Source organism: Amycolatopsis sp. A1MSW2902 (assembly GCF_017312175.1).
Classification (GTDB): domain Bacteria; phylum Actinomycetota; class Actinomycetes; order Mycobacteriales; family Pseudonocardiaceae; genus Amycolatopsis; species Amycolatopsis nivea.
Map to the genome: position 1 here is coordinate 5,120,868 of NZ_QJPO01000001.1, position 26,396 is coordinate 5,147,263.

Genomic DNA, 26,396 nt, shown 5'->3' on the forward strand with positions numbered 1-26,396 from the left:
GCGCATGACGGACCCGTGGCTACGCCGCTTCCACCCCGCCGACGACGCCCCCGCCCGCGTGGTGTGCCTCCCGCACGCAGGCGGCGCGGCGCCGTTCTTCCACCCGATGTCGAAGGCGCTGTCCCCCACTGTCGACGTGCTGGCGGTGCAATACCCCGGCCGCCAGGACCGAATGGCCGAACCGGCTTTGCGCACCATCGAAGAACTGGCGGACGGCGTCACCCAAGCCCTGCTGGCGTGGCTGGACCTCCCGGTAGTGCTGTTCGGCCACAGCATGGGCGCGACGCTCGCGTACGAGGTAGGGCTGCGCCTGGAATCGCGAGGCACCCCAGCGGAAGCAGTAGTCATCTCCGGCCGCCGAGCCCCGTCCCGCCTGGTCAACGAACAAGTCCACCTCCAAGACGACGACGGTTTGCTGTCCGAGATCGAAGGCCTGGCAGGCACCGACCCGAAGGTCTTGCGAGACCCCGAACTGCGAGAACTCTTCCTGCCAGCCCTGCGCGCGGACTACACCGCGGTCGAGACTTACCGCCCAAGCCCAGGCCCGCTAGCCGCCCCCGTCCACGCCCACACCGGAGACGCCGACCCGCACGCCCCCGTAGAAGACGTACAGGCTTGGTCGTCCCACACCACCGGGGATTTCACCTTGACCACCTACCCAGGCGGCCATTTCTACCTGGTGGAACACGCGGCCGCGCTGACCGACGCCCTGCTGAAACTGACCACGAGCGGGTTCTAGCTCTGGTCCCCTTGCCTCCGTCCCACTGTGATGCCTCACGTCCGGACGGTTGCCGAAAGAACCCAAACCTTGAGGCACCGATCGTCACCTCTTGACCAGCCGCACGCGCACACCACCTGACCACACTGCTAGCTAGCCGCGCAGTCAGGTGGTGTACGCCGCTGCTAGATAGCCGCGGACCGCGAGCAAGACTCCACCCGCCGGCTTTCCGCGACCCGTCCATCCGGCACCACTGCCACCCCGCCGCACGGCCCGCTCAAGCCGCCGGGGCGACGGCCTCCCCCGCACCGCCCCGTAGGCTGCGCCCCATGGAATTGCGCAGGATCTTCGCCGGTTTGGGCCGCAGCAAGGCATTCGCCGCGTTCGGCCAAGCGATGATGCCCGCCGACCGCCTGCTCCTCCGCATCAGCGGCGGCCGCGTAGGCGTAGGCGCGGCAGTCGGATTGCGCACCCTCCTGCTCACCACGATCGGCCGCGCCTCCGGCGAACCACGCCAGGTCCCGCTGCTGTACGTCGAACGCCCCGGCGGATACGTAGTAATCGGCTCCAACTGGGGCGGCGAACACCACCCCGCCTGGACGGCAAACCTCCTGTCCCACCCCGACGCGACAGTCTCCGTCCACGGCCGCACCGTGCCGGTCCGAGGCCGTCTCATGAAAGACGCCGAACGCCAGGAAATGTGGGACGCAGTCGCCTCCTACTGGCCCGCCTACGACCGCTACGCCGAACGCGCCGCCCACCGCGAAATCCGGGTCTTCCTCCTGGAACACACAACCCCAGCCGTTTGACAGGACTTGTTCCGTTCCAGATTCGCCGGTCCTCCCGCCTGCTCCGCTCCGCTCCGTTTCGTTTCGTTTCGTTTCGTTTCGCCAAGGCTCGCCCAGCCGACCCTCCCCGGCTGGATCCGCAGCCGTGAGCCGCACGCTCCGCGCGTGAGCGGCCCCGACAGCGGCCCGACTCACCAACTCCGGGCTCTCGGCGATCAGCGGAGCCGCGCGGCGATGCCGTCCAGCAGACATTCGAGGCCAAGCTCGAACTGCGCGTCCTCGGCCGCCGCCGCAGCGACCTTCCGCGCGTCAGCGGCAGCATGCGCCTCCGCCGCCTGACCCGAGCCCGGCCGACCCGAATCCGACGGACCTGAGCCCAGCCGACCCGAGCCCGGCCGGCCTGAGCCCGGCCGGTCTGAGGCCTGTCGCTCCGTGTCCTGCCGACCCGTGTCGTCCTGGCCCACGCCCTGCTGGCCCGAGCCCCGGCGGCCCGGCTCGACCGCCCGACCGGCCCCGGCAACCTCGCGGTCCACCTCGGCACCCCGGCCAGCCCCAGCCTCGTCCGCACCCGGCCGGGCACCCGGACTACCGACACCAACCGCCCGGCTCGATGCGTCCGGTTCCGCGTCCGATCCAGCACCGTCCGCACCAACCGCACCGTCCGCACTGGTCTCACCCGCCGCGTCGTGCCGCTCGGCCAGGAAGCTCTCCAGCACCCGCACGAGCAACGGATACGGCCCATCCTCCGACGGGACGTCGCCGAACCAAGCCCGCGCCTGCCGCTGCACGTCCACCACGTCGACGAACGCGTTGCGCTGCCACATCGCCCGCTCTTCCGCCCACTGCAGCGCCTGACCGGTGACGTACCCGTCGAGCAGCCGCGCGTACCCGAGCGCCGACGCGAGGTCCTGGCCCAGCCGGTCGAACGTCGCCAGCACGAACTCGGTCCGCCGGCTCGCGTTCGGCCCCGCCGGAGGTCGCTGGTGCACGAGTCGCGCGTACCACGGATGCCGCTTCGTCATCGCCCACGTGTCGACCGCGACGGCTGTCAGCTCGCTCCGCCAGTCCTCGCCCGGGACTTCCGGGGTGCGCACCTCGCCGTTCGCCAAGTCCAGCATCAGGTCCACCAGACCGTCTTTGCTGTGCACGTAGCGGTACAGCGACATCGGCGTGGACGCGCCCAGCTCCTTCGCCACTGCTCGCATCGTGAGCGCCTCCGCGCCGCCGTGGTCGGCCAGGCGCACGGCCGCGTTGACGATGTCGACTCGTCCGAGGCCCCATCCGCGTTCCGGCGGCTCAGGCAACAGCCAAATCGGCGGTGTCGGCCCTTGATCTCCCATTCATCTCCCTGTCTCCAGCCCGCTTGCGTACACAGTACATCGTCATGTACAACGTACACAAGATGTACGACGTACACGACCCTGGGGGTTATGAGATGACTGCACGAATTCCTGTTCTGATCTGCGGCGGAGGGATCGCCGGACTCACCGCGGCGCTGCTGCTGCACCGCGAGGGAGTAGCGCCGGTGCTGGTCGAGAAGCACGCTGGCACGTCCCCGCAGCCGAAAGCACGCCGGTTCAACCCGCGCAGCACCGAGGTGTTCCGCTGGCTCGGCCTCATGGACCAGGTCGAGCAAGCGAGCGCACCGCTCGCGTCGTTCACCGGGATGCTCTCCGGCACCACGCTGGCCGACGCGACCTGGCCGGAGGTCACCGATACCTTGCGCGAACGGCTCGTCCAGCACGCGAAAATGCCCGACCTCAGCCCCGCGCCAAGCGTGTTGTGCCCGCAAGACGTGCTGGAACCGGTGCTGAGGCAGGCCGCGGTCGAGCGAGGCGTGTCGGTTCGCTTCGGCACCGAACTGGTGTCGTTCGAACAGGACGACACTGGGGTCACCGCCCACCTGCGCCCGGCTGACGGCGAGCCGTACCAGGTCAGCGCCGAATATCTGATCGCGGCGGACGGCGCGCGCAGTCCGATCCGCACCGCGCTCGGGATTACGCGCAGCGGGCACGGGCACCTGGCCGACAACCTGGACGTCTGTTTCCGCGCCGATCTCGCCGAGCTCGTCCGGGACAAACCGTTCAACCTGTGTCGGATCGAAAACCCGGCCGCCTCCGGCGCGTTCGTGTCGGTCAACGGCACCGACCGCTGGCTCTTCTCCACCTCCGACTTCCCCGGGTCGGACTCCCTGGGCGAGGACGGCTGGCGGGAGTTGCTGCACACTGTCGTCGGCGTGCCGGACCTCGAGGTGGAAGTGCTCAGCCGGATGCATTGGGAATCAGGGATGTACGTGGCCGACCGCTTCTCCTCCGGACGGGTCTTCCTGGCCGGCGACGCTGCGCACGCCATGCCGCCGATGGCCGCCGCGGGTGCGAATACCGCGATCGCAGACGTAGCCAACCTGGCCTGGAAGCTCGCCGCAGTGCTGGCCGGCACAGCGACGCCTGCCCTGCTCGACACCTACCACACCGAGCGGTACCCGATCGGGTACGCGACGGCGGAGTTCTCCAGCATGGCCAGCGGCCATCTCGGCACGATGCTCGCCACGATCACCAGCGACGACGCGCCGCGCATCGACCCGCTCGCCGCGCTGTTCGGCGTGCAATACGAACAGGGTGCCTTCGTCCCGGACGGACGCGGTCCCGCACCGGAAGACCGCTATGCCCCGGCCGGTCGCCCAGGCACCCGGGTGCCGCACGCCTGGCTCGACGCCACGACGTCCACAGTGGACTTGGCGATGCCTGGCCTCACCTTGCTCTGCGGCCCGGACAGTGCTCGGTGGACGGCCGAAGCGAACCGGCTAGGCCTCCGCCTCGTCCCGGTCGCGGACGAGGCATGGCTGGCCGAGACGGAACTGCCTTCAGACGGCGCGCTGCTGCTCCGGCCGGACGCCATCGTCGGCTGGCATTCCTCGTCGGAGGTCCCGCTCGCGGACGCCCTGTCTCGCCTGCTCAACACCCCTGCGGAGGCAACTGTGTGATCTCTTCGACGGTGCTCGGGTTCGCCCACCCCGCGCACTGAAGCTGCCCACCTTCGACGCATGAAAGGAGCCTTGATCGAACACACCTGAGAGCGCGGACCCTCGGTGCCGGTACCTTGCCAGCCCGCTTCGGCACCCCACCGGATGCGATCCGCCGCTGCTTCTCCTGACCAGGTCGAACCGCGCCACCGTGCCAGCCCGCACCTACCGCGGCTCGTGCCTGAACGAGACCGCAGCAGCTGCCGCCGATGACAGCGAGGATCGCTGCGGCCCACGCCAACGGCATGCTCCTGCGTGCGAGAGAAGTCCAGAGAGCCAGGACCAGGGTCAACAGACACGCTGGAGCAGCTACCGGCTGTGCGTGAACGCTGGGTGTGCGAACAGATTGTGAGGGTCGCCGCCGAGGGTGCTCGGTGCCTCGGGCGACGAGAACCTTCCGCAGCCTGCATGAGGTGGAGGCCCGCTAGCGACCTGCGCGGTCGTCCGCCGACCTGGCGCAGTCGGCACTTCGCGTAGCGTGCGCCGACCGACCTGGCGTGGTCGGCACTTCGCATAGCGTGCGCCGACCGACCCGATGTGGTCGGCACTTCGCGTGGCATGCGCGGACCGACTTGGAGTGGCCAGCACTTCGAGTGGCATGCGCTGGCGTGCGCGCTCGTGTCCGCAGCAGGCCGGAGCGGCGATCGCCCGCCACGCGACCTGCGCTGGCAGCCTCGCCGCGAGCATCCCAAGCCGAGCGGCGCGGGCGGAACGGTCGCTGCATGTGCAGGGCAGTCGCTCCAAGCTGCCGTCACCGCAGGCGTCGGTTCATTCAGCCCGTGTCAATAGCCGCCCAGATAAGAACCGTCGCGTCAAGAAGCTGTCAGGAGCAACCGTCGAGTCGAGCAAAACCGCGTCAACAACCGTCGCGCCGAGCGGGCCGGAGCCGCCGCCCGCAGCAGGATCGAACACAACCCCGTCAGGAGGAGACAAGACCGATGACGACCCCGTTCACTCGAACCGGGACGGGTCACCTGCCCCGTGCCGCACGACCTCCGCCTCTCCGGAGGAGAAGTCGATCACCGTGGTGGGTTCCACGCCGCAGTCGCCGGAGTCGATGACGGCGTCCAGTACGTGGTCGAGTTCTTCCTTGATCTCCCAGCCCTGGGTGAGGGGCTCGCCGGAATCGGGCAGCAGCAGCGTGCTCGACAGGATCGGCTCGCCCAGTTCGCCGAGCAGTTCCTGGGTCACCACGTGGTCGGGGATCCGCACGCCGACGGTCTTCTTCTTGGCGTGCAGCAGCCGCCGCGGGACTTCCTTCGTCGCCGGGAGGATGAACGTGTACGCGCCGGGGGTGCTGGCCTTGATCGCCCGGAACACCGCGTTGTCGATGTGGACGAACTGGCCGAGCTGGGCGAAGTCCTGGCACACGAGCGTGAAGTGGTGCCGGTGGTCGAGCTTGCGGATGGTGCGGATCCGTTCCATCCCCTGCTGGTTGCCGATGCGGCAGCCGAGCGCGAAGCACGAGTCGGTCGGGTAGGCGATGAGCCCGTCGTCGCGCAGCAGGTCGACCACCTGGGAGAGCGCGCGGCGCTGCGGGTTCTGCGGGTGCACGTCGAAGTAGCGGGCCATTGCCCGAGCTTAGGCGTGCCGGCCGGGCCGGGCGCGCGGGCTCTCCGGGGGCCGGGCATTGTGACGGGCGAGGAGGTACGTCCGTGCATGCTCTCTGGTCCACCGGCGAACAGTGGGAACTGCTGCCGCCGGTGCTGCTCGCCCTGCTGCTGAGCACGGTGATCGGCATCGAGCGCGAGGTCGGCAACAAACAGGCCGGCCTGCGCACGCACACGCTGGTCGGCGTCGGGTCGGCGGTTTTCATGCTGGTGTCGAAATACGGTTTCGCCGATTTGCTCGGCATCGAGCACGTGGCGCTCGACCCGTCGCGGATCGCCGCGCAGATCGTGTCCGGCATCGGGTTCGTCGGCGGGGGGCTGATCTTCGTGCGCCGCGACGCGGTGCGCGGCCTCACGACCGCGGCGACCGTCTGGCTCGCGGCGGCCGTCGGTGTCGCGTGCGGTGCCGGACTGCCGGTGCTGGCCGTCGCGACCACCGCCGGGCTCGTCGTGATCACTCGCGGATTCCCGCCGCTTTCCCGGTTCGTCGCGCGTCATCGGCGGCAGCCGCCGATCCTCCGGTTGAGCTATAACGACGGGCACGGCGTGCTGCGGGCCGTACTCGCGGCTTGCACCGATCGAGGCTGGGCAGTCCACCGGGTGGCGGTCGATCGCGAGACAGTTTCCGAAGAGGGGCAACGGATCGCGGTCGTCACATTGCTGTTGCAGGGGCGCGGCGATCTTGCCGACCTCACCGCGGAACTGGCCGAATTGCCCGGCGTGCGAAGCACTGCGACAGGCTCCGAAGACCCGCTCGAAGATTGACCCGCCCCAGGCTCCCACGGATCGCCGGACTTCAGGCACACTGGAGGCAGTGCGGAAACCCCGGTGCGGCAAGAAAAACGAGCGCCGAGGAGAAACCATCCAAATGGGAGGTGAGAGCATGGCCCCTGGCGGTGGCGAGGACCTGATGGCCGTCCGGCCGTCCTTCGACTCGGCTTGGCGCGGCTATCAGCGCGGCCAGGTCGAAGAATTCGTCACGTGGGTCGAGGCGGAATTCCGGCGCCTCGCCGCGGAACGCGACGCCGCGGCACACCAGGCGGCCGAACTCGCCGAGCGCAATCGCGAACTGCGCGCGACGGTCGACCGGATCAGCCGCACCCCCATCGAGCCGGACGCATTGCAGGAACGCTCGCGCCGGATGGTCGAGCTGACGCGCGAGGAAGCCGCGGAGATCACCGCCCGCGCCGAGGACACCGCCGCGCGGATCATCGCTGACGCCAAGGCAGAAGCCGTCCGCCTCACCGAAAAGGAACGCGCGCTCGTCGAAGCTGTCGCCGCGGATCGCGAGCAACAGCGGCGAGAACACGAAGATCTGCTGCGCCGCGCAGTCGAAGAACGCCAAGCCGCAGACGAAGCGGCGGCGAAGGAACGCAAGCGGCTCGAAGAACACCTCACGCGCACCTTGGCCGACCGCCGCATCGACGCACTCCGCGAAATCGCCGACCGCACCGCCGCCGCCCGCGCCGAAGCCGACTCGCACGTCCGCCAAGCCACCGACCACGCGACCCGCATCGTCGCCGACGCCGAACAGCGGGTCGCCGAACTCGCCGCTGTCCAGCAACGGGTGAAAGCCGCCCTGCGCGGAGCCCGCGAACTACTGGCGACCGCGAACGCCGACCTCGCCCCGGACGGCACCCCCGTGCCGAATCAGCGACGTACCTCCGCACTCACTGAAGTCGCCGAGGCCGCCCCGACGGGCTAACCACTGGCCCGCCTGGCACAGCGGCTCTGCGGTCAACCACCGCGAACGCCGACTTTGAGCTGGTCCGACGGCGGGACCGGTGCGCTCACCGACGTCGCCGATGCCGTCCCGATTGACCGAACGCCCCGCGCGCGGCAGGCACGGCAGGCGCGGCGGGCAACCACCGCGAAACTCCGACCTCTCGACAGCGGCCGGAATAGTCTCGGCGTCCGGGTGGCCCGCGATGATGGACCGAGGATGCCGTCAACCCGCGCCAGACCGATGCCGGACCTCTGCGCTGAGCGAAGTCGTTGAGGGCGCCACCACTGGCTGAACGCCCGCCCCGGATACGCCGGGTGGGTATACTTGACGGTGAACCAACGGGGATGCCGAGAAAAAGGGACGATGTGCGATGACCGGCTACGGCAGTGAACGAGAGGCCTACCTCAAGCGCCTTCGCCGGATCGAAGGGCAGATCCGCGGCCTGCAGCGCATGGTCGAGGAGGACAAGTACTGCATCGACATCCTGACGCAGGTGTCCGCGGCGACGAAGGCGCTGCAGTCCTTCTCGCTGGAGCTGCTCGACGAGCACCTGGCGACTTGCGTCGTCCAAGCGGCGGCTGCGGGCGGGGAGGAAGCGGACCTGAAGGTGCGCGAGGCCTCGGACGCGATCGCCCGGTTGGTGCGTTCCTGAAGTAGTTTTCCCCGGCGCGACCTCGGCCCGGTGTTTCCCAGGCCGAGAGGACATAGAAGCGCTTCGCCGCCGCAGGCGGAGAACAAGTCCGGGTGCTCAGAAGCATGGGCTGAAGTCGGAGTGAACGGACCCTCGCCGCGGTTACCGGCTGGCTGAGGTGTTCTGAGGTAGTTCCCCGCCGGCTGTGCAGGGCGAGCCAGCAAGGCTGCTGCCACGACCGGACCGATCAGCGCGGACAGCCATGCAGGCCAGCAGCAAGGGCAGGCGGCAAAACGGGCCAGCAGCGGTAACTCCCGCCGCTGGCCCGTCGCCGTTAAGCCAAGCCGAACCCGACCGTCGTAGAAGCTGGCCGGTCCCTCGCTGCACCACGCCGCCCGGAACCGCCGTCGGCCGTTTCCTGGCGCAACCACACCGACCGAAACCGGCACAACCGCTCGCCGGTCCCAGGCACACCACGCCGACCCGGCACAACCGCTCGCCAATCCCAGGCGCGCCACGCCGATCCGAACAGTCGCGACTGCTCGCCTACCCCGGGCGCAGCAAGCCAATCCGAACAGTCACAACTGCTCACCGATCCCAGGCACAGCAGGCCAAGCCGAACGGTCACAACTGCTGGCTGGTCCGAGGCGCACCGCGCCGACCCGAACCGGCACGGCCACTCGCCGGTCCCAGCCACATCACGCCGACCCTAATCGGCACGGCCGCTGGCGGTCCCGAGGCACATCAAAGCCGACTGAGACCGCCGCGGCCGCTGCGATGGTCCCGGCCAGGTCAAGCCGACCGGGGCCATCGCAGTCGCTGGCCCGTCCGCAGGCAAACCATGCTGACCGAAACAGTCACCACCACGGCCCGGCCAAGCCACTCACTGGTCCAGGCACATCACGCAGCCCGGAACCGCCGCAGGCGCAGACTGTTCGACACCACGAATACGGACGAGAAGGCCATCGCCGCGCCTGCGATCATGGGGTTGAGCAGGCCGAACGCTGCCAGCGGCAGTGCGGCGACGTTGTAGGCGAACGCCCAGAACAGGTTTCCCTTGATCGTGCCCAGCGTGCGCCGGGCCAGGCGGATCGCGTCTACTGCTGCGCGCAGGTCTCCTCGGACCAACGTCAGGTCGCCGGCTTCGATCGCTGCGTCCGTTCCCGTGCCCATCGCCAGGCCGAGGTCGGCTTGGGCGAGGGCGGCTGCGTCGTTGACGCCGTCGCCCACCATGGCCACCACTCGGCCTTCGGCTTGCAGGCGTTTCACTACAGCCACCTTTTCCTCGGGCATTACCTCGGCGACCACCTCGGTGATGCCCGCGGCGTCGGCGATCGCTCGCGCGGCACCGGCGTTGTCGCCGGTCAGCAGGACCGGCTTCAGGCCTAGCGCGCGGAGTTCGGCGACGGCTTGGGCGGACGTCGGCTTGATCGTGTCCGCGACCACCAGCACACCCCGGGCGACGCCGTCCCATGCGACGAAGACTGCCGTCGCGCCTCGTTCTTCTGCTGCGGTCTTCGCCGAGGACAGCTGGTCGTCGACCTTCACGCTCCAGTCGGCCAGGAAGGCTGCGCGGCCGGCGAGGACAGCGGTGCCGTCCACGAGGCCGGAGACGCCCAGGCCCTCGGTGTTGCGGAACTCGGTCGCCGACGGGAGGTCGCCGACTCGTTCGCGGGCGCCGTCTGCGATTGCTTTCGCGATCGGGTGCTCCGAGGCGTGCTCGACTGCCCCTGCGTAGCGCAGCAGTTCACGTTCCGTGACACCCTCGCCGACGTGGATGTCCACCAGGCTCATTCGCCCGGTCGTGACGGTTCCGGTCTTGTCAAGCACCACGGTGTCGACCCGGCGAGTGGATTCGAGCACCTCCGGGCCCTTGATGAGGATCCCGAGCTGGGCACCGCGGCCGGTGCCGACCAGCAGGGCGGTCGGGGTGGCGAGTCCCAGCGCGCACGGGCAGGCGATGATCAGCACCGCTACCGCCGCGGTGAACGCCTCCGTCACGTTTCCGCTGGTCAGCAGCCAGGTGACCAGCGTGCCCACAGCCAGCACCAGCACGATCGGCACGAACACCGCCGAGACGCGGTCGGCCAGTCGCTGGACCGCGGCCTTGCCGTTCTGTGCTTCCTCCACGAGCCGGGCCATCTGCGCGAGCTGCGTGTCCGCGCCGACCCGTGTCGCGCGCACTGCGATCCGGCCGCCGACGTTCACCGTCGCGCCCGTCACGCCGTCACCCACTGCGACCTCGACCGGTACGGATTCCCCGGTAATCATGCTCACGTCGACAGCCGAGCTACCGTCGGTAACCACGCCGTCGGTAGCGATCTTCTCTCCGGGCCGCACCACGAACGTGTCTCCGACCCGAAGCTGGTCGACCGGGATCCGCTGCTCGCGGCCGTCGCGCCGGACCGTCACGTCCTTCGCGCCGAGTTCGAGCAGGGCCCGCAGCGCAGCGCCGGAGCGACGCTTGGACCTTGCCTCGAAGTAGCGTCCGGCGAGGATGAACGTGGTGACGCCCGCCGCGACCTCGAGGTAGATGTTGTCGGTTCCCGAGCCCCCGGACACTCTGAACTCGAAGCCGTGCCGCAAGCCCGGCATGCCCGCCATGCCGAAGAACAGCGCGTACAGCGACCACAGCGTGGCGGCCGAGACGCCGAGCGAGATCAGCGTGTCCATCGTCGCCGCGCCGTGCCGGAGGTTGGTCCAGGCGGCGCGGTGGAACGGCCAGGCGCCCCAGACCACGACCGGCGCGGCGAGCGTGAGCGACAGCCACTGCCAGTTCGTGAACTGCAGCGCGGGGACCATCGCCAGCACGATCACCGGCACGGTGAGGATCGCCGAGTACAGCAGCCGGTCGCGCAGCGGCCGCGTTTCGTCCTGTTCGGGTTCTTCGGGCTTCTCCGGTTGCGGCGCTTGCGCGGTGTACCCAGTCGCTTCGACGACGCCCACCAGGTCGTCGACCGAAACCGTGGAGGGGTATTCGACGTGCGCCTTCTCGGTCGCGTAGTTGACGCTCGCGGTGACGCCGTCGACCTTGTTGAGCTTCCGTTCGACCCGAGCAGCGCACGACGCGCAGGTCATCCCGCCGATGGCGAGTTCGACCGACTGCACGGGGGCTGGTGTCGTGGTGCTCATGTCACTCCTTTTTACGCGACGACCTGGTAGCCGGCCTCAGCGACCGCGGCCTCGACGGCCTCGCGCGAGATCGGCTCCGCACTGGTGACCTTCACGGCGCCGGTGGCGAGGTCGACGTCGACCGTCTGCACGCCGGCCAGGCCGCCTACCTCCTCTTTCACCGATCCGACGCAGTGCCCGCACGTCATGCCCTCGACGGTGTAAGTCGTTTCGGTCATCGCCACACTCCCTATCGTCTCTCCGCTTGCTCCTCCTTTATACCCCTAGGGGGTAGCGGCATGCCAGGGGACCCTGTCGTGAACCCGGTTACCCGCCGGGAGAGACTGCAAGGATGCGGAAGATCTACGCGATCGGGATCGGTGCCGGCGACCCGGAACACCTCACGATGCAGGCGGTCGACCGGCTCAATCGCGTCGACGTCTTCTTCGTGCTCGACAAGGGCAGCGCGAAGGCCGACCTGGTGCAGCTGCGCCAGGAGATACTGGAGCGGTTCGTGAGCCGTCCGGGGTATCGCGTGGTGAGCGCGAAGGACCCCGATCGCGACCGGAAGCCTGCCGACTACCGCACCGCGGTCGCTGACTGGCATCAGCTCCGCACCGACGTCTACGAGCGGCTGATCCGCGACGAACTGGCCGACGGCGAGACCGGCGCGTTCCTCGTCTGGGGCGACCCGGCGCTGTACGACAGCACCATCGCGTTGATCGAGGCCGTGCTGGCGCGCGGGAACGTGGCGTTCGACTACGAGGTCGTGCCGGGGATCAGCAGCATCTCCGCGCTGGTGGCCCGGCATCGCACGACGATGAACCAGATCGGCCGCGCCGTGCAGCTCACGACCGGTCGCCGGTTGGCCGAGGGCTGGCCGAGTGACGCCGACGACGTCTTCGTGCTGCTCGACGCGCACACGACGTTCGATCAGTACGCGGATCAGGGGCTGTGGATCTACTGGGGTGCGTACGTCGGAACCCCGGACGAGATTCTGCTGTCCGGGCCGTTGGACGAGGCGCTGGCGGCGAAGATCCGGGAGACGCGGGCCGCGGCTCGGGAGCAGCACGGGTGGATCATGGACACGTATTTGCTGCGCCGGCCGGAGTGAGGGCGGCGGGCCGTTCTCACGGTCCACCGGTTTTTTGGGCATAAAAAAAGAGGCGGGACTCCGGGAAAACCTTTTCAGATTCTCAACCGGAGCCCCGCCCCTTTTTCTTAAGTTAAGTTCGGCGGTGTCCTACTCTCCCACAACCCTTCGGTTGCAGTACCATCGGCGCAGTCAGGCTTAGCTTCCGGGTTCGGAATGGGACCGGGCGTTTCCCTGACGCTAAAACCACCGAAACACTCCGAAACAACACACACCCACCCCTCGAGGGGCGACCGGTGTGGTGTTTCAGAACCGTAGAGTGGATGCGTAACATCTTCGTGGGCAAGTCCTCGGCCTATTAGTACCAGTCAACTCGACAACACATTACTGTGCTTCCATTTCTGGCCTATCAACCCAATCGTCTCTTGGGGGCCTTAACCCACATGGGGTGGGATACCTCATCTTGGAACAGGCTTCCCGCTTAGATGCCTTCAGCGGTTATCCCTTCCGAACATAGCCAACCAGCCATGCCACTGGCGTGACAACTGGCACACCAGAGGTCCGTCCGTCCCGGTCCTCTCGTACTAGGGACAGCCTTCCTCAAGTATCCTGCGCGCGCGGCGGATAGGGACCGAACTGTCTCACGACGTTCTAAACCCAGCTCGCGTGCCGCTTTAATGGGCGAACAGCCCAACCCTTGGGACCTACTCCGGCCCCAGGATGCGACGAGCCGACATCGAGGTGCCAAACCATGCCGTCGATATGGACTCTTGGGCAAGATCAGCCTGTTATCCCCGGGGTACCTTTTATCCGTTGAGCGACACCCCTTCCACCAGGAGGTGCCGGATCACTAGTCCCGACTTTCGTCCCTGCTCGACATGTCTGTCTCACAGTCAAGCTCCCTTGTGCACTTGCACTCGACACCTGATTGCCAACCAGGCTGAGGGAACCTTTGGGCGCCTCCGTTACCCTTTAGGAGGCAACCGCCCCAGTTAAACTACCCATCAGGCACTGTCCCTGAACCAGATCATGGTCCGAGGTTCAGATTCCCAATCCGACCAGAGTGGTATTTCAACAACGACTCCACACCCACTAGCGTGAGCGCTTCACAGTCTCCCACCTATCCTACACAAGCCGAACCGAAAACCAATACCAAACTATAGTAAAGGTCCCGGGGTCTTTCCGTCCTGCCGCGCGTAACGAGCATCTTTACTCGTAATGCAATTTCGCCGGGCCTGTGGTCGAGACAGCCGGAAAGTCGTTACGCCATTCGTGCAGGTCGGAACTTACCCGACAAGGAATTTCGCTACCTTAGGATGGTTATAGTTACCACCGCCGTTTACTGGCGCTTAAATTCTCAGCTTCACCCCCCGAAAGGAGTTAACCGGTCCTCTTAACGTTCCAGCACCGGGCAGGCGTCAGTCCATATACATCGTCTTGCGACTTCGCATGGACCTGTGTTTTTAGTAAACAGTCGCTTTCCGCTGGTCTCTGCGGCCAACCACCGCTCCACCCGCAAGGGGTATCACAGTGCTTGGCCCCCCTTCTCCCGAAGTTACGGGGGCATTTTGCCGAGTTCCTTAACCACAGTTCACCCGATCGCCTTGGTATTCTCTACCTGACCACCTGTGTTGGTTTGGGGTACGGGCCGTGCATGCACTCACTAGAGGCTTTTCTCGACAGCATAGGATCACCCACTTCGCCTCAAACGGCTACGCATCACGTCTCAGCCTATATGCCATGCGGATTTGCCTACATGACGGCCTACACGCTTACACCAGGACAACCATCGCCTGGCGGAGCTACCTTCCTGCGTCACCCCATCGCTTGACTACTACGGAATCAGGTCCCACGCTCCACACACGGCCTCCGTCCGAAGACTTCAACCGCGGCTTCGGGTGGTTAGTGTCAACCGCCTCGCCATGGGCGCACATGCTCGGGTACGGGAATATCAACCCGTTGTCCATCGACTACGCCTGTCGGCCTCGCCTTAGGTCCCGACTTACCCTGGGCGGATTAGCCTGGCCCAGGAACCCTTGGTCATCCGGCGGCAGAGTTTCTCACTCTGCATTCGCTACTCATGCCTGCATTCTCACTCCCGCACCCTCCACGACTCGCTTCCGCGGCCGCTTCCCTGGATGCAGGACGCTCCCCTACCCATCCACACCACTGCACAAGAACCCGAAAGCTCTTGCGGATGTATTGTGTGAATGACACAGCTTCGGCGGTGTGCTTAAGCCCCGCTACATTGTCGGCGCAGGACCACTTGACCAGTGAGCTATTACGCACTCTTTCAAGGGTGGCTGCTTCTAAGCCAACCTCCTGGTTGTCTGGGCAATCCCACATCCTTTCCCACTGAGCACACACTTAGGGGCCTTAGCTGGTGTTCTGGGCTGTTTCCCTCTCGACGACGAAGCTTATCCCCCGCCGTCTCACTGCCGCGCTCTCACTAACCGGTATTCGGAGTTTGGTTGATTTCGGTAACCCGGTAAGGCCCCTAGACCATCCAGTAGCTCTACCCCCGGCAAGAAACACGCGACGCTGCACCTAAATGCATTTCGGGGAGAACCAGCTATCACGGAGTTTGATTGGCCTTTCACCCCTACCCACAGCTCATCCCCTCAGTTTTCAACCTAAGTGGGTTCGGGCCTCCACGACGTCTTACCGTCGCTTCACCCTGGCCATGGGTAGATCACTCCGCTTCGGGTCTAGACCACGCGACTATTTCGCCCTATTCAGACTCGCTTTCGCTACGGCTACCCCACCCGGGTTAACCTCGCCACGCAGCACTAACTCGCAGGCTCATTCTTCAAAAGGCACGCCATCACGTCGAAACGCTCTGACGGCTTGTAGGCACACGGTTTCAGGTACTCTTTCACTCCCCTCCCGGGGTACTTTTCATCTTTCCCTCACGGTACTCGTCCGCTATCGGTCTTCAGGAAGTATTTAGGCTTACCGGGTGGTCCCGGCAGATTCACAGCAAATTCCACGAGCTCGCTGCTACTCGGGAACACCAAACAAACACACGCAACATGTTTTCGCGTACGGGACTCTCACCCACTCCGGTCCGCCATCCCAAGCGGTTCCACTAACACGCGCGCACATTCCGAGGACTGTCAGATCCTCGACGCTGGGTCCCACAACACCGCCTGCACAACGCCTGACAGCTTGACATGCAAACGGTTTAGCCTCTTCCGCTTTCGCTCGCCACTACTCACGGAATCACTTTTGTTTTCTCTTCCTGCGGGTACTGAGATGTTTCACTTCCCCGCGTTCCCTCCGCACCGGCTATATATTCACCGGCGGGTAACACCACATCACTGGTGCTGGGTTTCCCCATTCGGAAATCCTCGGATCACAGCTCGGTTGACAGCTCCCCGAGGCATATCGCAGCCTCCCACGTCCTTCATCGGCTCCTGAAGCCAAGACATCCACCATGTGCCCTTAACAACTTGACCACAAAGATGCTCGCATCCACTCTACAGTTCTCAAACACCACACCAGAAACAACGTGTGTTGCCTCAGGACCCAACAGCGTGCAGTGAACACCCGACCACCCGGACTCCGCTCCCCCGTTCCACACGGCAAGCCGCAGTACTGAGCAGGAACATCATCCACCGTCGCCGGCGATAACCAGTAGTTCCACAATTCCTTGAGCAAGCCCGGCAACACCACACGCGGGTGTTAGACCGTGCCCACTCCCGACCGTGGCCGGGATGTGTTGTGCTCCTTAGAAAGGAGGTGATCCAGCCGCACCTTCCGGTACGGCTACCTTGTTACGACTTCGTCCCAATCGCCAGTCCCACCTTCGACCACTCCCTCCCTTGCGGGTTGGGCCATGGGCTTCGGGTGTTACCGACTTTCATGACGTGACGGGCGGTGTGTACAAGGCCCGGGAACGTATTCACCGCAGCGTTGCTGATCTGCGATTACTAGCGACTCCGACTTCACGCAGTCGAGTTGCAGACTGCGATCCGAACTGAGACCGGCTTTAAGGGATTCGCTCCACCTCGCGGTATCGCAGCCCTCTGTACCAGCCATTGTAGCATGTGTGAAGCCCTGGACATAAGGGGCATGATGACTTGACGTCATCCCCACCTTCCTCCGAGTTGACCCCGGCAGTCTCCCACGAGTCCCCGCCATGACGCGCTGGCAACGTAGGATAAGGGTTGCGCTCGTTGCGGGACTTAACCCAACATCTCACGACACGAGCTGACGACAGCCATGCACCACCTGTACACCAACCACAAGGGAAGCCCCATCTCTGGGGATGTCTGGCGCATGTCAAGCCCAGGTAAGGTTCTTCGCGTTGCATCGAATTAATCCACATGCTCCGCCGCTTGTGCGGGCCCCCGTCAATTCCTTTGAGTTTTAGCCTTGCGGCCGTACTCCCCAGGCGGGGCGCTTAATGCGTTAGCTACGGCACGGACAACGTGGAATGTCGCCCACACCTAGCGCCCAACGTTTACAGCGTGGACTACCAGGGTATCTAATCCTGTTCGCTCCCCACGCTTTCGCTCCTCAGCGTCAGTATCGGCCCAGAGACCCGCCTTCGCCACCGGTGTTCCTCCTGATATCTGCGCATTTCACCGCTACACCAGGAATTCCAATCTCCCCTGCCGAACTCAAGTCTGCCCGTATCGACTGCACGCTGAAGGTTAAGCCTCCAGATTTCACAGCCGACGCGACAAACCGCCTACGAGCTCTTTACGCCCAATAATTCCGGACAACGCTCGCACCCTACGTATTACCGCGGCTGCTGGCACGTAGTTAGCCGGTGCTTCTTATCCAGGTACCGTCACTTGCGCTTCGTCCCTGGCGAAAGAGGTTTACAACCCGAAGGCCGTCATCCCTCACGCGGCGTCGCTGCATCAGGCTTGCGCCCATTGTGCAATATTCCCCACTGCTGCCTCCCGTAGGAGTCTGGGCCGTGTCTCAGTCCCAGTGTGGCCGGTCACCCTCTCAGGCCGGCTACCCGTCGTCGCCTTGGTAGGCCATTACCCCACCAACAAGCTGATAGGCCGCGGGTTCATCCCATACCGCCGGAACTTTCCACCCCCCACCATGCGGTGAAAGGTCATATCCGGTATTAGACCCAGTTTCCCAGGCTTATCCCAGAGTACAGGGCAGATTACCCACGTGTTACTCACCCGTTCGCCACTCATCCCCGGCCGAAACCGGTTCAGCGTTCGACTTGCATGTGTTAAGCACGCCGCCAGCGTTCGTCCTGAGCCAGGATCAAACTCTCCAACAATGTCTTCAAGTTCGATCGAGACTACTTCTCAATCATTTCTCAAAGGAAACCCCGACGAGGGGGTTTCATATAAGCTCTACTGGCTTAGTTCACTAGCACACTGTTGAGTTCTCAAGCAACACACCCCGAACCAGCCCCGGAATCAACCAGGCCAAGCTCGATGCGTTATTTCAAGCTTTTGTTTTTCCGGAGTCCAACTCTACACCCTGGGAAGCTCAAGGCTTCGTCGGGGGCTGGTTCAGCTCCGGAGGTTTGGGACCACCCACTCTACCACTACTTTGGGAGCTTGGTTCGTGTTCCCGGCGGCCGCCCGGTCTCCCTGGCGACGAAGAGAACATTACACGCCCCGAAACAGCCCTCGAACAGGGGGGTCCCTTTTTTCGCGCCAAGCCGCTGACCTGCGTCGATACGGCGGCCACGGCCGGAAGCCGGTCAGCCGGGCTTGCGCTCGCCGTGCGTCGCGATCACCGTGACGCCGACGAGGATTGCCGCGAGGGCCGCCGTCACGTGGATCGGCGCCGGGCCGAACGACGCGGCGAGCACGAGCACCGCGGCCGCCGGGAAGCCGATCGCGATCGGGCGGCATTCGTTCGTCGGGCCGATGTGCAGCAGCCACACGCTCAGCAGGAAGACCGCGACTGGGATCGTCACGGCCAGCGCGGTCACGATGCCGCTGACGTGCACCTGCCCGCTGTCGAAGCCGACCGCCAGTTCCAGCCCGGCGCCGACCGCCGCGGCCGAACCGAAAATCAGGTAGTGGCCGTACCCCCAGCTCAACGCGGTCCACCGCGAGTTGCCGCGTTCGAGGCGGGCGTGCCCCGGCTGGTCGAAATACAGCCACCACATCGAGAACACCAGGACCAGGCCGGCGACGGCCAGCGACACCAGCTCGCCGGTGTGCTCCCCCTCCGCGATCCCCTCCTTCACCGCGTTGGTGGCGCTGAGCACGGTTTCGCCGAGCACGATCAGCGTGAAAAGCCCGTACCGCTCGGCGATGTGGTGCGAGTGCCACGGCGTGGTCGTTCGCGCCTCCGCCACCGCGGGCACCGCGAGTTCCAGGACCAGCACGACGAAGAAGCCGACGAACCCCGCGGTGCCGGGCAATGCCAGCCGGGCGATCCACAGGATCTGGCAGAACGTGATGCCTGCCGCGTAGAAGTACGCGGTCGTGCGGATTTCCGGTGACTGCCGTGCCGCGCGAAGCCACTGCGTGACCGCGGCCAACCGCATCAGGACGTACCCGATGACCACGATCGTGAAGTCGCCTTCGAAGGCTTTGTCCACGCCGGCCGCGACGGTGAGGCCGCCGCCGATCTGGACGAGAGTGGCCAGCCGATAAGGCACGTCGTCGGTGTCGAACGCCGACGCGAACCAGCTGAAGTTCAGCCAGCCCCACCAGATCGCGAAGAACACCATCCCGAAGCTGAGCACCCCGTGCCCGACGTGCCCCTCGGAAAGCGCGTGGTGCAGCTGCGCGGCAGCCTGGCCGACGGCGACCACGAAACACAGGTCGAACAGCAGCTCCAGCGGCGTCGACGCGCGGTGCCCTTCGCTGGTGTCGCGTGGTCGCATCGGCCGGTACCACACCCGGATCCGGTTGCCCGGCACTGACTCGTGGGCCATGTGCGCTCCCCTTTCCGCAGAACGCGGCCATCCCAACATGATCGACGGCGCGGCGCGAGCGCGACATCCCGAGCAGCCGGAACCGGGTGAAACCGGACGCCTCAGCGCAGCCAGACCGCCAGTTCGAAGACCGGATCGTCGAGGGCGGCCTGTCCGGGATCGCAGAGGAAGATCTGCCGCGGCTTCCAGTCGGCCCGCACGTCCCGGTCGGTCAGCCAGCGGTGCAGCGATTCGGCCCCGAGCGCGGTATTCATGTTCGCCTTCGGCACGGTGACGTACGCCTCGCGGCCCGCGTCGTCGCTGCTGAGCGTCATGTCCGGGAAGGCGATGTCCCCGCCGTCGGGGTCGATCGGACAGCAGAATTCGACCAGGCCGTCGCTGTCATCGCTGATTTCCCCGTGGTAGCGCAGGAACGGCTGTCCGGCATCACCGGACGGACGCGGGACCGCCGGGCCGCCGAAGAACGCGAACAGCGGGGCGGCGAATGCGCCGATCCGGTCGGCGGTCAGGTGCTCGGAGGTGACGAGCAGCGTGCGGGCGGGCATTTCGCGAACGGACACGTCGTACATCGGGGTTTCCTTCCCGGCCAGTCGGTCGAGGAAGAACCCGGCGAGTTCCCGCTTGGCGCGCCACTCCCGCTCCTGCTCGTCCCAGTACGCGCGGACCTCGGCCGCCGCCGCTTCCGGCGGCAGGTCGAGGACGGTCCGGATCCGCGGCAGCGGCATCCCGATCCGGCGCAGCTGGACGACGCGGCGCGCCCGCTCGAGCTGGTCCGGCGAGTACCAGCGGTAGCCGGTGTCCGGGTCGACGCGGGCGGGCGGCAGCAGGTTCGTCTCGTCGTACAGCCGCAGCGCTTTGGGCGAAAGGCGGGCCAGGCGTGCGAACGCGCCGATGGTCAGCAGGTCCGGCATGGGTTCTCCCTCGTTCGGAACACCCTGAGCGTGGGGCCGGCCCCGAGGGGAAGGTCAAGCGCGCGGCAGCCCCGGCGTTCCGGAGCCTCACGGAACCGAGGGAAGGCCGGGGAAGAAGAAAGGCGGGCGGGCCCGGTTCCCCCTCGCCCGGGCCCGCCCCGTTGCCTTCGCACGCACTCGGCCTGCCACTCCGGGCAGTGTCCCGGCGATTCGCCGTACGGTCCCCCGCGGACGCCGACGAATTTCGTACCGGGATGCGACTCCGGGTGTCCATTCCCCGGAACTTCGGACTCCCGGGCCGTCCGACCGATCGACCCATCCCCGGTCGATCGAGCGAATTGCCACTGTCGGTAGCCAAAGTGCCGTTCTGAAGGCTCCATAAGGTCTACTCGGTTGCTCTGAGTAGCACTAGGGGCGAAGGTCACCTGTCACCCGGATGGAGTATCACCTGGTGGCGGTAAGTAGCTCACCGAATAGGCAGGATCAGCGTTGCGTGGTCACGTACGGTGAATATTCGCCGCGGACTGCGCCGCTTGCTGGTCCTCCGTCAGGATGGCACGCCGCCGGCGGGCGCGAAGTTCCAGGGTCGCGAAAGCCAGCGCGATCAGGGTGAGCCCGCCCGCGCAGCACATCGCCGCGGTGAGCGCGGTCTGGTGCCCGGCGGTCGCGACCACCGATTCGAACACCGACGCCAGCACGGCCGTGCCGATCGCGGTGCCGATCCGCTGGCCGGTCTGCAGCGCTCCCCCGGCGACGCCGGCCAGCCGGTTCGGCACGCATTCGAGCGTGAGCGTCGTGTTCGGCGAGATCACCATCCCGCCGCCGATCCCGCCGATCAGCAACGGTCCGGCCACCGCGAATCCCGCGGCCGACGGCGGCACCAGCTGCACGACCAATCCCACCGAAAGCAGCGAGAGCGCGACGATGCTCAGGCCCATGACGGTCAGCTTCCGGCCGAACCGGGCCACGAGCCGTCCGGCGACGGCCGCCGTCACGGCCGAGCTCAGCGCGAACGGCGTGACAGCCAGCCCCGACTGCAGCGGCGTGTAGCCGAGGCCCTGCTGGAAGAAGAGCGCGAACACCAGCCAGATCCCGGCGAACCCGCAGAAGTACAGTGCCCCGACCGCCGCGCCGCTCGCGTAGCCCGGAGTGCCGGTGAAGAGCCGGATGTCCAGCAACGGCGGCCGGTTCTTGCGCACGACGCGCCTTTCCCACCACACGAAGGCCGCGCCGAAGACGATCGCCACCCCGAACAGCCACCAGAACCGGCCGAACCCGCCCCGTTCGGATTGCACGAGCGGCAGCAGCACCCCGAGCACCGCGACGGCCAGCAGCACGATCCCGGCGTAGTCGATTTCCGTGCGCAGCCGGAGTTTTCGCCGGTCTGTGCGCGGCAGCAGCTTCATCGCGAGCCCGAACGCGATCGCGCCGATCGGCACGTTCACGTAGAACACCCACCGCCAGCCGTCCGGGTCGCCGAACAGCGCGAGGATCACGCCGCCGAGCACCGGCCCGACCGCGGTGGAGATGCCGACGACCGCGCCGAACATGCCGAACGCCCGCCCGCGCTCCGCGCCGTGGAACAGATCCTGGATCAGGCCGCTGTTCTGCGGCGTCAGCATGCCCGCGGCGCAGCCCTGGGCCAACCGGGCGGCGACGAGGGTCGCCGGGTCCGGAGCCGCGCCGGCGAGCGCGCTCGTCGCGACGAACGCGGCCAGCGCGATGAGGAACATCCGGCGGCGGCCCAGCGCGTCGCCGAGCCTGCCGCCGGTGACCAGGACCAGGCCGAAGGCGAGCGCGTAGCCCGAGACCACCCACTGGATGGTGCCCGCGCCGGTGTTCAGGTCGCGCTGGATCGAGGGCAGAGCCGTGTTGACGATGCTGACGTCCAGCAGCGTCATGAACCCGGCGGCGAGGGTGACCGCGAGCGCCCGCCAGCGGCGGGGATCCGGCTCCGCCCCGGTCATCAGGTGTTGGCGGTGATCCCAGGGATGCCCTTGAGCTCACCGATGAGCATCGAACTGACCTTCACCGGGTAATCGTAAAGCGCGAAGACCGTCTGGTTCTTGCCGACGAGCTTGAGGTGCACCGGCGTATCGCCCTTGTGCGCCAGCAGCGTCGACTTCAGCTCGCTGACCACGGCCTGGTCGATCTTCTCCGCGGCGGCCAGCAGCACCAGCGGCGGTTCCTCGTCGCCGTTGCCGATCTCGGACAGGTCCAGCGGCACGAGCCCGCCGCCGAACACCGACATCTTGTCCTCGCGCCAGTTGACCCGGCCCTTCACCAGCACCGCGTTGTCCTCGACCAGGTCCGCGGCGAACATCGAGTACGCCTTGGCGAAGAACAGCACCTCGAGCGCGGCGTCCATGTCCTCGACGGTGCAGATCGCCCAGGGCTCGCCCTTCTTGTTGACCCGGCGCTCGAGCGAGGTGAGCAGGCCGGAGATGACGACCTCGCCCTCCTTCGGCGGGTCGGCGAGCAGCGCGGCGATCGGCTTCGGCGCGTGTTTGCGCAGGATGCGCTCGGCCCCGTCGAGCGGGTGCGCCGACACGTACAGGCCCAGCATTTCGCGTTCGTAGGCGAGGAGCTGCTTGCGCGGGTACTCCTCCTCGCCGAACTTGAGGTGCGCGAGCGGCGAGGACGACGGCGCTGCTTCGGCCGCGTCTCCGTCGTCGGCTCCGAACGAACCGAAGAGGTCGAACTGGCCCATCGCTTCCTGGCGCTTGAGCGGGACGACGGCTTCCACCGCGTCCTCGTGCACCTGGATCATCGACAGCCGCGTGTGCCCCATCGAATCGAACGCGCCCGCCTTGATCAGCGACTCGATCACCCGCTTGTTGCAGGCCACCAGCTCCGACTTGTCCAGGAACTCGGTGAACGAGGAGTACTTGCCCTTCTCCTCGCGCGTCTTGATGATCGACTCCACCACGTTCGCGCCCACGTTGCGCACCGCGCCCAGACCGAACCGGATGTCGTTCCCGACGGCCGCGAACCGCAACGCCGACTCGTTCACGTCCGGCGGCAGCACCTTGATCCCCAGCCGGCGGCACTCCGACAGGTAGATCGCCGACTTGTCCTTGTTGTCGCCGACCGACGTCAACAGCGCGGCCATGTACTCCGCGGTGTAGTTCGACTTGAGGTAGGCGGTCCAGTACGCGATCAGGCCGTACGCGGCGGCGTGCGACTTGTTGAACGCGTACCCGGCGAACGGGAGAATCGTGTCCCACAGCGCCTTGACCGCTTCCGGCGAGAAGCCGCCCTCGACCAGCGGGCTGGACTTCATGCCCTCTTCGAAGCCCTCGTACTCCTTCTCGAGGACTTCCTTCTTCTTCTTGCCCATCGCGCGGCGGAGCGTGTCCGCTCGGCCCATCGTGTAACCCGCGACCTTCTGGGCGATCTGCATGATCTGCTCTTGGTAGACGATCAGGCCGTAGGTCTCGGACAGGATCTCCCGCAGCGGTTCCTCCAGCTGCGGGTGGATCGGCTTGATCTGCTGCCGGTTGTTCTTGCGGTCGGCGTAGTCGTTGTGCGCGTTCATGCCCATCGGACCGGGCCGGTACAGCGCGAGCACCGCGATGATGTCCTCGAACCCGGTCGGCTGCATGCGCCGCAGCAGGTCGCGCATCGCGCCGCCGTCGAGCTGGAACACGCCGAGCGTGTCGCCCCGGCCGAGGAGCTTGTACGCCTCGGGGTCGTCGAAGCCGAGCCGGTCGAGGTCGATCTCCTCGCCGCGGTTGGCCTTGATGTTCTCCAGCGCGTCGCCGATGACGGTGAGGTTGCGCAGGCCGAGGAAGTCCATCTTCAGCAGGCCGATGGCCTCGCAGGAGGGATAGTCCCAGCCGGTGATGATCGACCCGTCGTCGCGCTGCCACACCGGGATCGCGTCGGTGAGCGGCTCGCTCGACATGATGACCGCGCAGGCATGCACGCCGGCGTTGCGGATCAGGCCTTCGAGGCCGCGGGCGGTGTCGAAGATCGTCTTGCACTCTTCGTCGGTCTCGACCAGCGTGCGGACCTCGGCGGCCTCGGCGTAGCGCTCGTGCTTCGAGTCGACGATGCCCGACAGCGGGATGTCCTTCGCCATGATCGGCGGCGGCAGCGCCTTCGAAATCCGGTCCGCGATCGAGTAGCCCGGCTGGCCGAAGTGCACGCGGGCGGAGTCCTTGATCGCCGCCTTGGTCTTAATCGTGCCGAAGGTGATCACCTGGGCGACCCGGTCCGAGCCGTACTTGTCGGTGGCGTACCGGATCATCTCGCCGCGGCGGCGGTCGTCGAAGTCGATGTCGATATCGGGCATCGACATGCGCTCCGGGTTCAGGAACCGCTCGAACAGCAGCTTCTGCGGGATCGGGTCGAGGTTCGTGATGCCGAGCGCGTACGCGACGAGCGCGCCGGCGGCGGACCCTCGGCCGGGGCCGACCAGGATGCCGACCTCCCGCGCGTGTTGGATGAGGTCGGCGGTGATGAGGAAGTAGGACGGGAAGCCCTTGCCCTCGATGACGCCGAGTTCGTAGTCGCAGCGTTCCTCGTACCCGTCCGGGATGCCTTCGGGGAACCGCCACTTGAGGCCCTCGGCCACCTGGTGGCGCAGCCAGGAAGCGTCGGTGTGTCCTTCAGGGACGTCGAAGACCGGCATCCGGTCCTTGTGCGTGTACACGTCCTCGTACGACTCGACCCGCTCCGCGATCAACAACGTGTTGTCCGCCGCCCCCGGAACCTCCCGGTCCCAGTACTCGCGCATCTCCTCCGCGGACTTCAGGAAATAACCGTCCCCGTCGAACTTGAACCGCGTCGGGTCGTTCAGCGTCTTGCCCGCCTGCACGCACAGCAACGCCGAGTGCGTGTCCGCCTGGTCCTTCGTCACATAGTGCGAATCGTTGGTGGCCAGCGGCGGGAGGTCCAGCAGCTTCCCGATCTCCAGCAAACCCTCGCGCACCGACCGCTCGATCGGCAGCCCGTGGTCCATCAGCTCCAGGAAAAAGTTCCCCGCCCCGAAGATGTCCTTGTAATCCGAGGCCGCCTGGATCGCCGCCTCCCGCTGGCCCAGCCGCAACCGGGTCTGCACCTCGCCCGACGGGCACCCCGTCGTCGCGATGATCCCGGACGCGTTCTCCGCGATCAGCTCCCGGTCCATCCGCGGCTTGCGGTAATACCCCTGAATCGACGCCAGCGACGACAGCTTGAACAGATTCCGCAACCCCGTCGCGTTCCCCGCCACCATCGTCATGTGCGTGTACGCACCGCCACCCGAGACGTCGCCGCCCTCGCCGAACTCGTCCGACCCCCGCTGCGACGCCTGCCCCCAGAACACCGGCTTCTTGTGAAACCGCGACTCCGGCGCGATGTACGCCTCGATCCCGATGATCGGCTTGATCCCGTGCTTCTTCGACGTCTGATAAAACTCGTCGCCGCCGTACATGTTCCCGTGATCGGTCATCCCGACCGCCGGCATGTTCAGCCGGGCCGCCTCCGCGAAAAGGGGACCGATCTTCGCCGCACCGTCCAGCATGGAGTACTCGGTGTGGACGTGCAGGTGGACGAAAGAATCGTTCGACACCAGCGAAAACCTCCCCTAGGCAGACGGCTTCCCGGCTCCGGTCGACGCGGCGGGCCCGGGCTGTCCACCCTAGTCCGCCGCGGTCTGAGCGCTCCGTCTGGATCCTCTCTCTTTCGTAGGCCGGGCGCGGCTCCGACGCGCCGGGCGCGTTCGGCGTGGTGATCGCCGGTGCGCCCCTCAGTACCCGGACACGGTCGCACCCGGCACCGACAAAAACCGGCGCCTCGGACAGCCGGGCCGCCCAGAGTCACCCGGGAGCGTGAACCAGCCCACAACCGCCGAGCAAGGGGCCATGGCTCCGCTTGACAGCGGCCGGGCCGGAACCGACGATCCGTCGCGTGAACCTGTCTGA

Annotated in this window: 15 protein-coding genes and 3 rRNA genes; 7 read left to right on the plus strand and 11 right to left on the minus strand. The window is 66.5% G+C overall.

Annotated elements, in window-relative coordinates; genetic code table 11:
• Positions 1-4 precede the first annotated feature (4 nt).
• Both DMP23_RS23430 and DMP23_RS23435 read left to right on the plus strand, forming a co-directional pair.
• Positions 5-739 (plus strand): thioesterase II family protein, encoded by a 735-nt coding sequence (locus DMP23_RS23430; protein ID WP_337822518.1) that lies wholly within the window; start codon positions 5-7, stop codon positions 737-739.
• 308 nt (positions 740-1,047) lie between these two features.
• Positions 1,048-1,527, plus strand: a complete 480-nt coding sequence (locus DMP23_RS23435; RefSeq protein ID WP_337822519.1) for a nitroreductase family deazaflavin-dependent oxidoreductase — start codon at positions 1,048-1,050, stop codon at positions 1,525-1,527.
• Positions 1,528-1,721: 194 nt separating this feature from the next.
• Here the strand turns inward: DMP23_RS23435 and DMP23_RS23440 are convergent, their stop codons facing one another.
• Entirely contained in the window at positions 1,722-2,846 is a 1,125-nt protein-coding gene (locus DMP23_RS23440) for a TetR/AcrR family transcriptional regulator (RefSeq protein ID WP_337822520.1), read from the minus strand.
• 95 nt (positions 2,847-2,941) lie between these two features.
• On the opposite strand from DMP23_RS23440, the gene DMP23_RS23445 reads away from it, so the two are divergent.
• Positions 2,942-4,489 (plus strand): FAD-dependent monooxygenase, encoded by a 1,548-nt coding sequence (locus tag DMP23_RS23445; RefSeq protein ID WP_337822521.1) that lies wholly within the window; start codon positions 2,942-2,944, stop codon positions 4,487-4,489.
• A 990-nt stretch (positions 4,490-5,479) separates the two neighbouring features.
• Here the strand turns inward: DMP23_RS23445 and DMP23_RS23450 are convergent.
• Complete coding sequence (locus DMP23_RS23450) at positions 5,480-6,100, minus strand: L-threonylcarbamoyladenylate synthase (RefSeq protein WP_037814148.1); 621 nt, start codon at positions 6,098-6,100, stop codon at positions 5,480-5,482.
• 83 nt (positions 6,101-6,183) lie between these two features.
• Between DMP23_RS23450 and DMP23_RS23455 the strand changes: the two genes are divergently transcribed.
• From DMP23_RS23455 to DMP23_RS23465, 3 genes are all read left to right on the plus strand, one after another.
• A complete protein-coding gene (locus tag DMP23_RS23455; protein WP_037814149.1) occupies positions 6,184-6,903 on the plus strand; it encodes an MgtC/SapB family protein in 720 nt (239 codons plus the stop codon).
• A 118-nt stretch (positions 6,904-7,021) separates the two neighbouring features.
• Positions 7,022-7,843, plus strand: a complete 822-nt coding sequence (locus DMP23_RS23460; RefSeq protein ID WP_337822522.1) for a DivIVA domain-containing protein — start codon at positions 7,022-7,024, stop codon at positions 7,841-7,843.
• A gap of 391 nt (positions 7,844-8,234) precedes the next feature.
• Positions 8,235-8,516 (plus strand): metal-sensitive transcriptional regulator, encoded by a 282-nt coding sequence (locus tag DMP23_RS23465; protein ID WP_009081418.1) that lies wholly within the window; start codon positions 8,235-8,237, stop codon positions 8,514-8,516.
• 879 nt (positions 8,517-9,395) lie between these two features.
• Here DMP23_RS23465 and DMP23_RS23470 read toward each other — a convergent pair.
• Together DMP23_RS23470 and DMP23_RS23475 are read right to left on the minus strand one after the other, a co-directional pair.
• The gene (locus DMP23_RS23470; RefSeq protein ID WP_337822523.1) at positions 9,396-11,627 is read right to left on the minus strand and encodes a heavy metal translocating P-type ATPase; all 2,232 of its coding nucleotides are present in this window, start codon (positions 11,625-11,627) and stop codon (positions 9,396-9,398) included.
• A gap of 11 nt (positions 11,628-11,638) precedes the next feature.
• A complete protein-coding gene (locus DMP23_RS23475) occupies positions 11,639-11,845 on the minus strand; it encodes a heavy-metal-associated domain-containing protein (protein ID WP_037814153.1) in 207 nt (68 codons plus the stop codon).
• Between the two features lie 113 nt (positions 11,846-11,958).
• Between DMP23_RS23475 and cobF the strand changes: the two genes are divergently transcribed.
• On the plus strand, positions 11,959-12,720 hold the full coding sequence (gene cobF, locus DMP23_RS23480; RefSeq protein WP_337822524.1) for a precorrin-6A synthase (deacetylating): 762 nt from the start codon (positions 11,959-11,961) through the stop codon (positions 12,718-12,720).
• 116 nt (positions 12,721-12,836) lie between these two features.
• On the opposite strand, the gene rrf is transcribed toward cobF, so the two are convergent.
• The 7 genes from rrf to dnaE form a co-directional block, all read right to left on the minus strand.
• Positions 12,837-12,953 (minus strand): 5S ribosomal RNA (gene rrf, locus DMP23_RS23485).
• Positions 12,954-13,037: 84 nt separating this feature from the next.
• Positions 13,038-16,157, minus strand: a 23S ribosomal RNA gene (locus tag DMP23_RS23490).
• Positions 16,158-16,433: 276 nt separating this feature from the next.
• Positions 16,434-17,953: ribosomal RNA gene (locus DMP23_RS23495) — 16S ribosomal RNA — on the minus strand.
• Together the 16S, 23S and 5S rRNA genes form the textbook arrangement of a ribosomal RNA operon.
• Before the next feature lie 432 nt (positions 17,954-18,385).
• Positions 18,386-19,576 (minus strand): low temperature requirement protein A, encoded by a 1,191-nt coding sequence (locus tag DMP23_RS23500; protein ID WP_337822525.1) that lies wholly within the window; start codon positions 19,574-19,576, stop codon positions 18,386-18,388.
• Between the two features lie 101 nt (positions 19,577-19,677).
• Positions 19,678-20,487 carry a MerR family transcriptional regulator gene (locus DMP23_RS23505; RefSeq protein ID WP_337822526.1) on the minus strand — a complete coding sequence of 270 codons (810 nt, stop codon included), beginning with the start codon at positions 20,485-20,487 and terminating at the stop codon, positions 19,678-19,680.
• Between the two features lie 497 nt (positions 20,488-20,984).
• A complete protein-coding gene (locus DMP23_RS23510; RefSeq protein ID WP_337822527.1) occupies positions 20,985-22,454 on the minus strand; it encodes an MFS transporter in 1,470 nt (489 codons plus the stop codon).
• Positions 22,454-26,044: a DNA polymerase III subunit alpha gene (gene dnaE / locus DMP23_RS23515; RefSeq protein ID WP_134733743.1), complete on the minus strand. Its 3,591-nt coding sequence runs from the start codon at positions 26,042-26,044 to the stop codon at positions 22,454-22,456. Before dnaE ends, DMP23_RS23510 begins: the two co-directional genes overlap by 1 nt.
• Positions 26,045-26,396: the final 352 nt, after the last annotated feature.

What these genes read in the sequence shown, in the direction of transcription:
- DMP23_RS23450 (WP_037814148.1), bottom strand. Translation starts at nt 6,100, where the DNA reads ATGGCCCGCTACTTCGACGTGCACCCGCAGAACCCGCAGCGCCGCGCG.
- DMP23_RS23500 (WP_337822525.1), bottom strand. Translation starts at nt 19,576, where the DNA reads ATGGCCCACGAGTCAGTGCCGGGCAACCGGATCCGGGTGTGGTACCGG.
- DMP23_RS23440 (WP_337822520.1), bottom strand. Translation starts at nt 2,846, where the DNA reads ATGGGAGATCAAGGGCCGACACCGCCGATTTGGCTGTTGCCTGAGCCG.
- DMP23_RS23465 (WP_009081418.1), top strand. Translation starts at nt 8,235, where the DNA reads ATGACCGGCTACGGCAGTGAACGAGAGGCCTACCTCAAGCGCCTTCGC.
- DMP23_RS23475 (WP_037814153.1), bottom strand. Translation starts at nt 11,845, where the DNA reads ATGACCGAAACGACTTACACCGTCGAGGGCATGACGTGCGGGCACTGC.
- DMP23_RS23510 (WP_337822527.1), bottom strand. Translation starts at nt 22,454, where the DNA reads ATGACCGGGGCGGAGCCGGATCCCCGCCGCTGGCGGGCGCTCGCGGTC.
- DMP23_RS23435 (WP_337822519.1), top strand. Translation starts at nt 1,048, where the DNA reads ATGGAATTGCGCAGGATCTTCGCCGGTTTGGGCCGCAGCAAGGCATTC.
- DMP23_RS23460 (WP_337822522.1), top strand. Translation starts at nt 7,022, where the DNA reads ATGGCCCCTGGCGGTGGCGAGGACCTGATGGCCGTCCGGCCGTCCTTC.
- DMP23_RS23445 (WP_337822521.1), top strand. Translation starts at nt 2,942, where the DNA reads ATGACTGCACGAATTCCTGTTCTGATCTGCGGCGGAGGGATCGCCGGA.
- cobF (WP_337822524.1), top strand. Translation starts at nt 11,959, where the DNA reads ATGCGGAAGATCTACGCGATCGGGATCGGTGCCGGCGACCCGGAACAC.
- DMP23_RS23470 (WP_337822523.1), bottom strand. Translation starts at nt 11,627, where the DNA reads ATGAGCACCACGACACCAGCCCCCGTGCAGTCGGTCGAACTCGCCATC.
- DMP23_RS23430 (WP_337822518.1), top strand. Translation starts at nt 5, where the DNA reads ATGACGGACCCGTGGCTACGCCGCTTCCACCCCGCCGACGACGCCCCC.
- DMP23_RS23505 (WP_337822526.1), bottom strand. Translation starts at nt 20,487, where the DNA reads ATGCCGGACCTGCTGACCATCGGCGCGTTCGCACGCCTGGCCCGCCTT.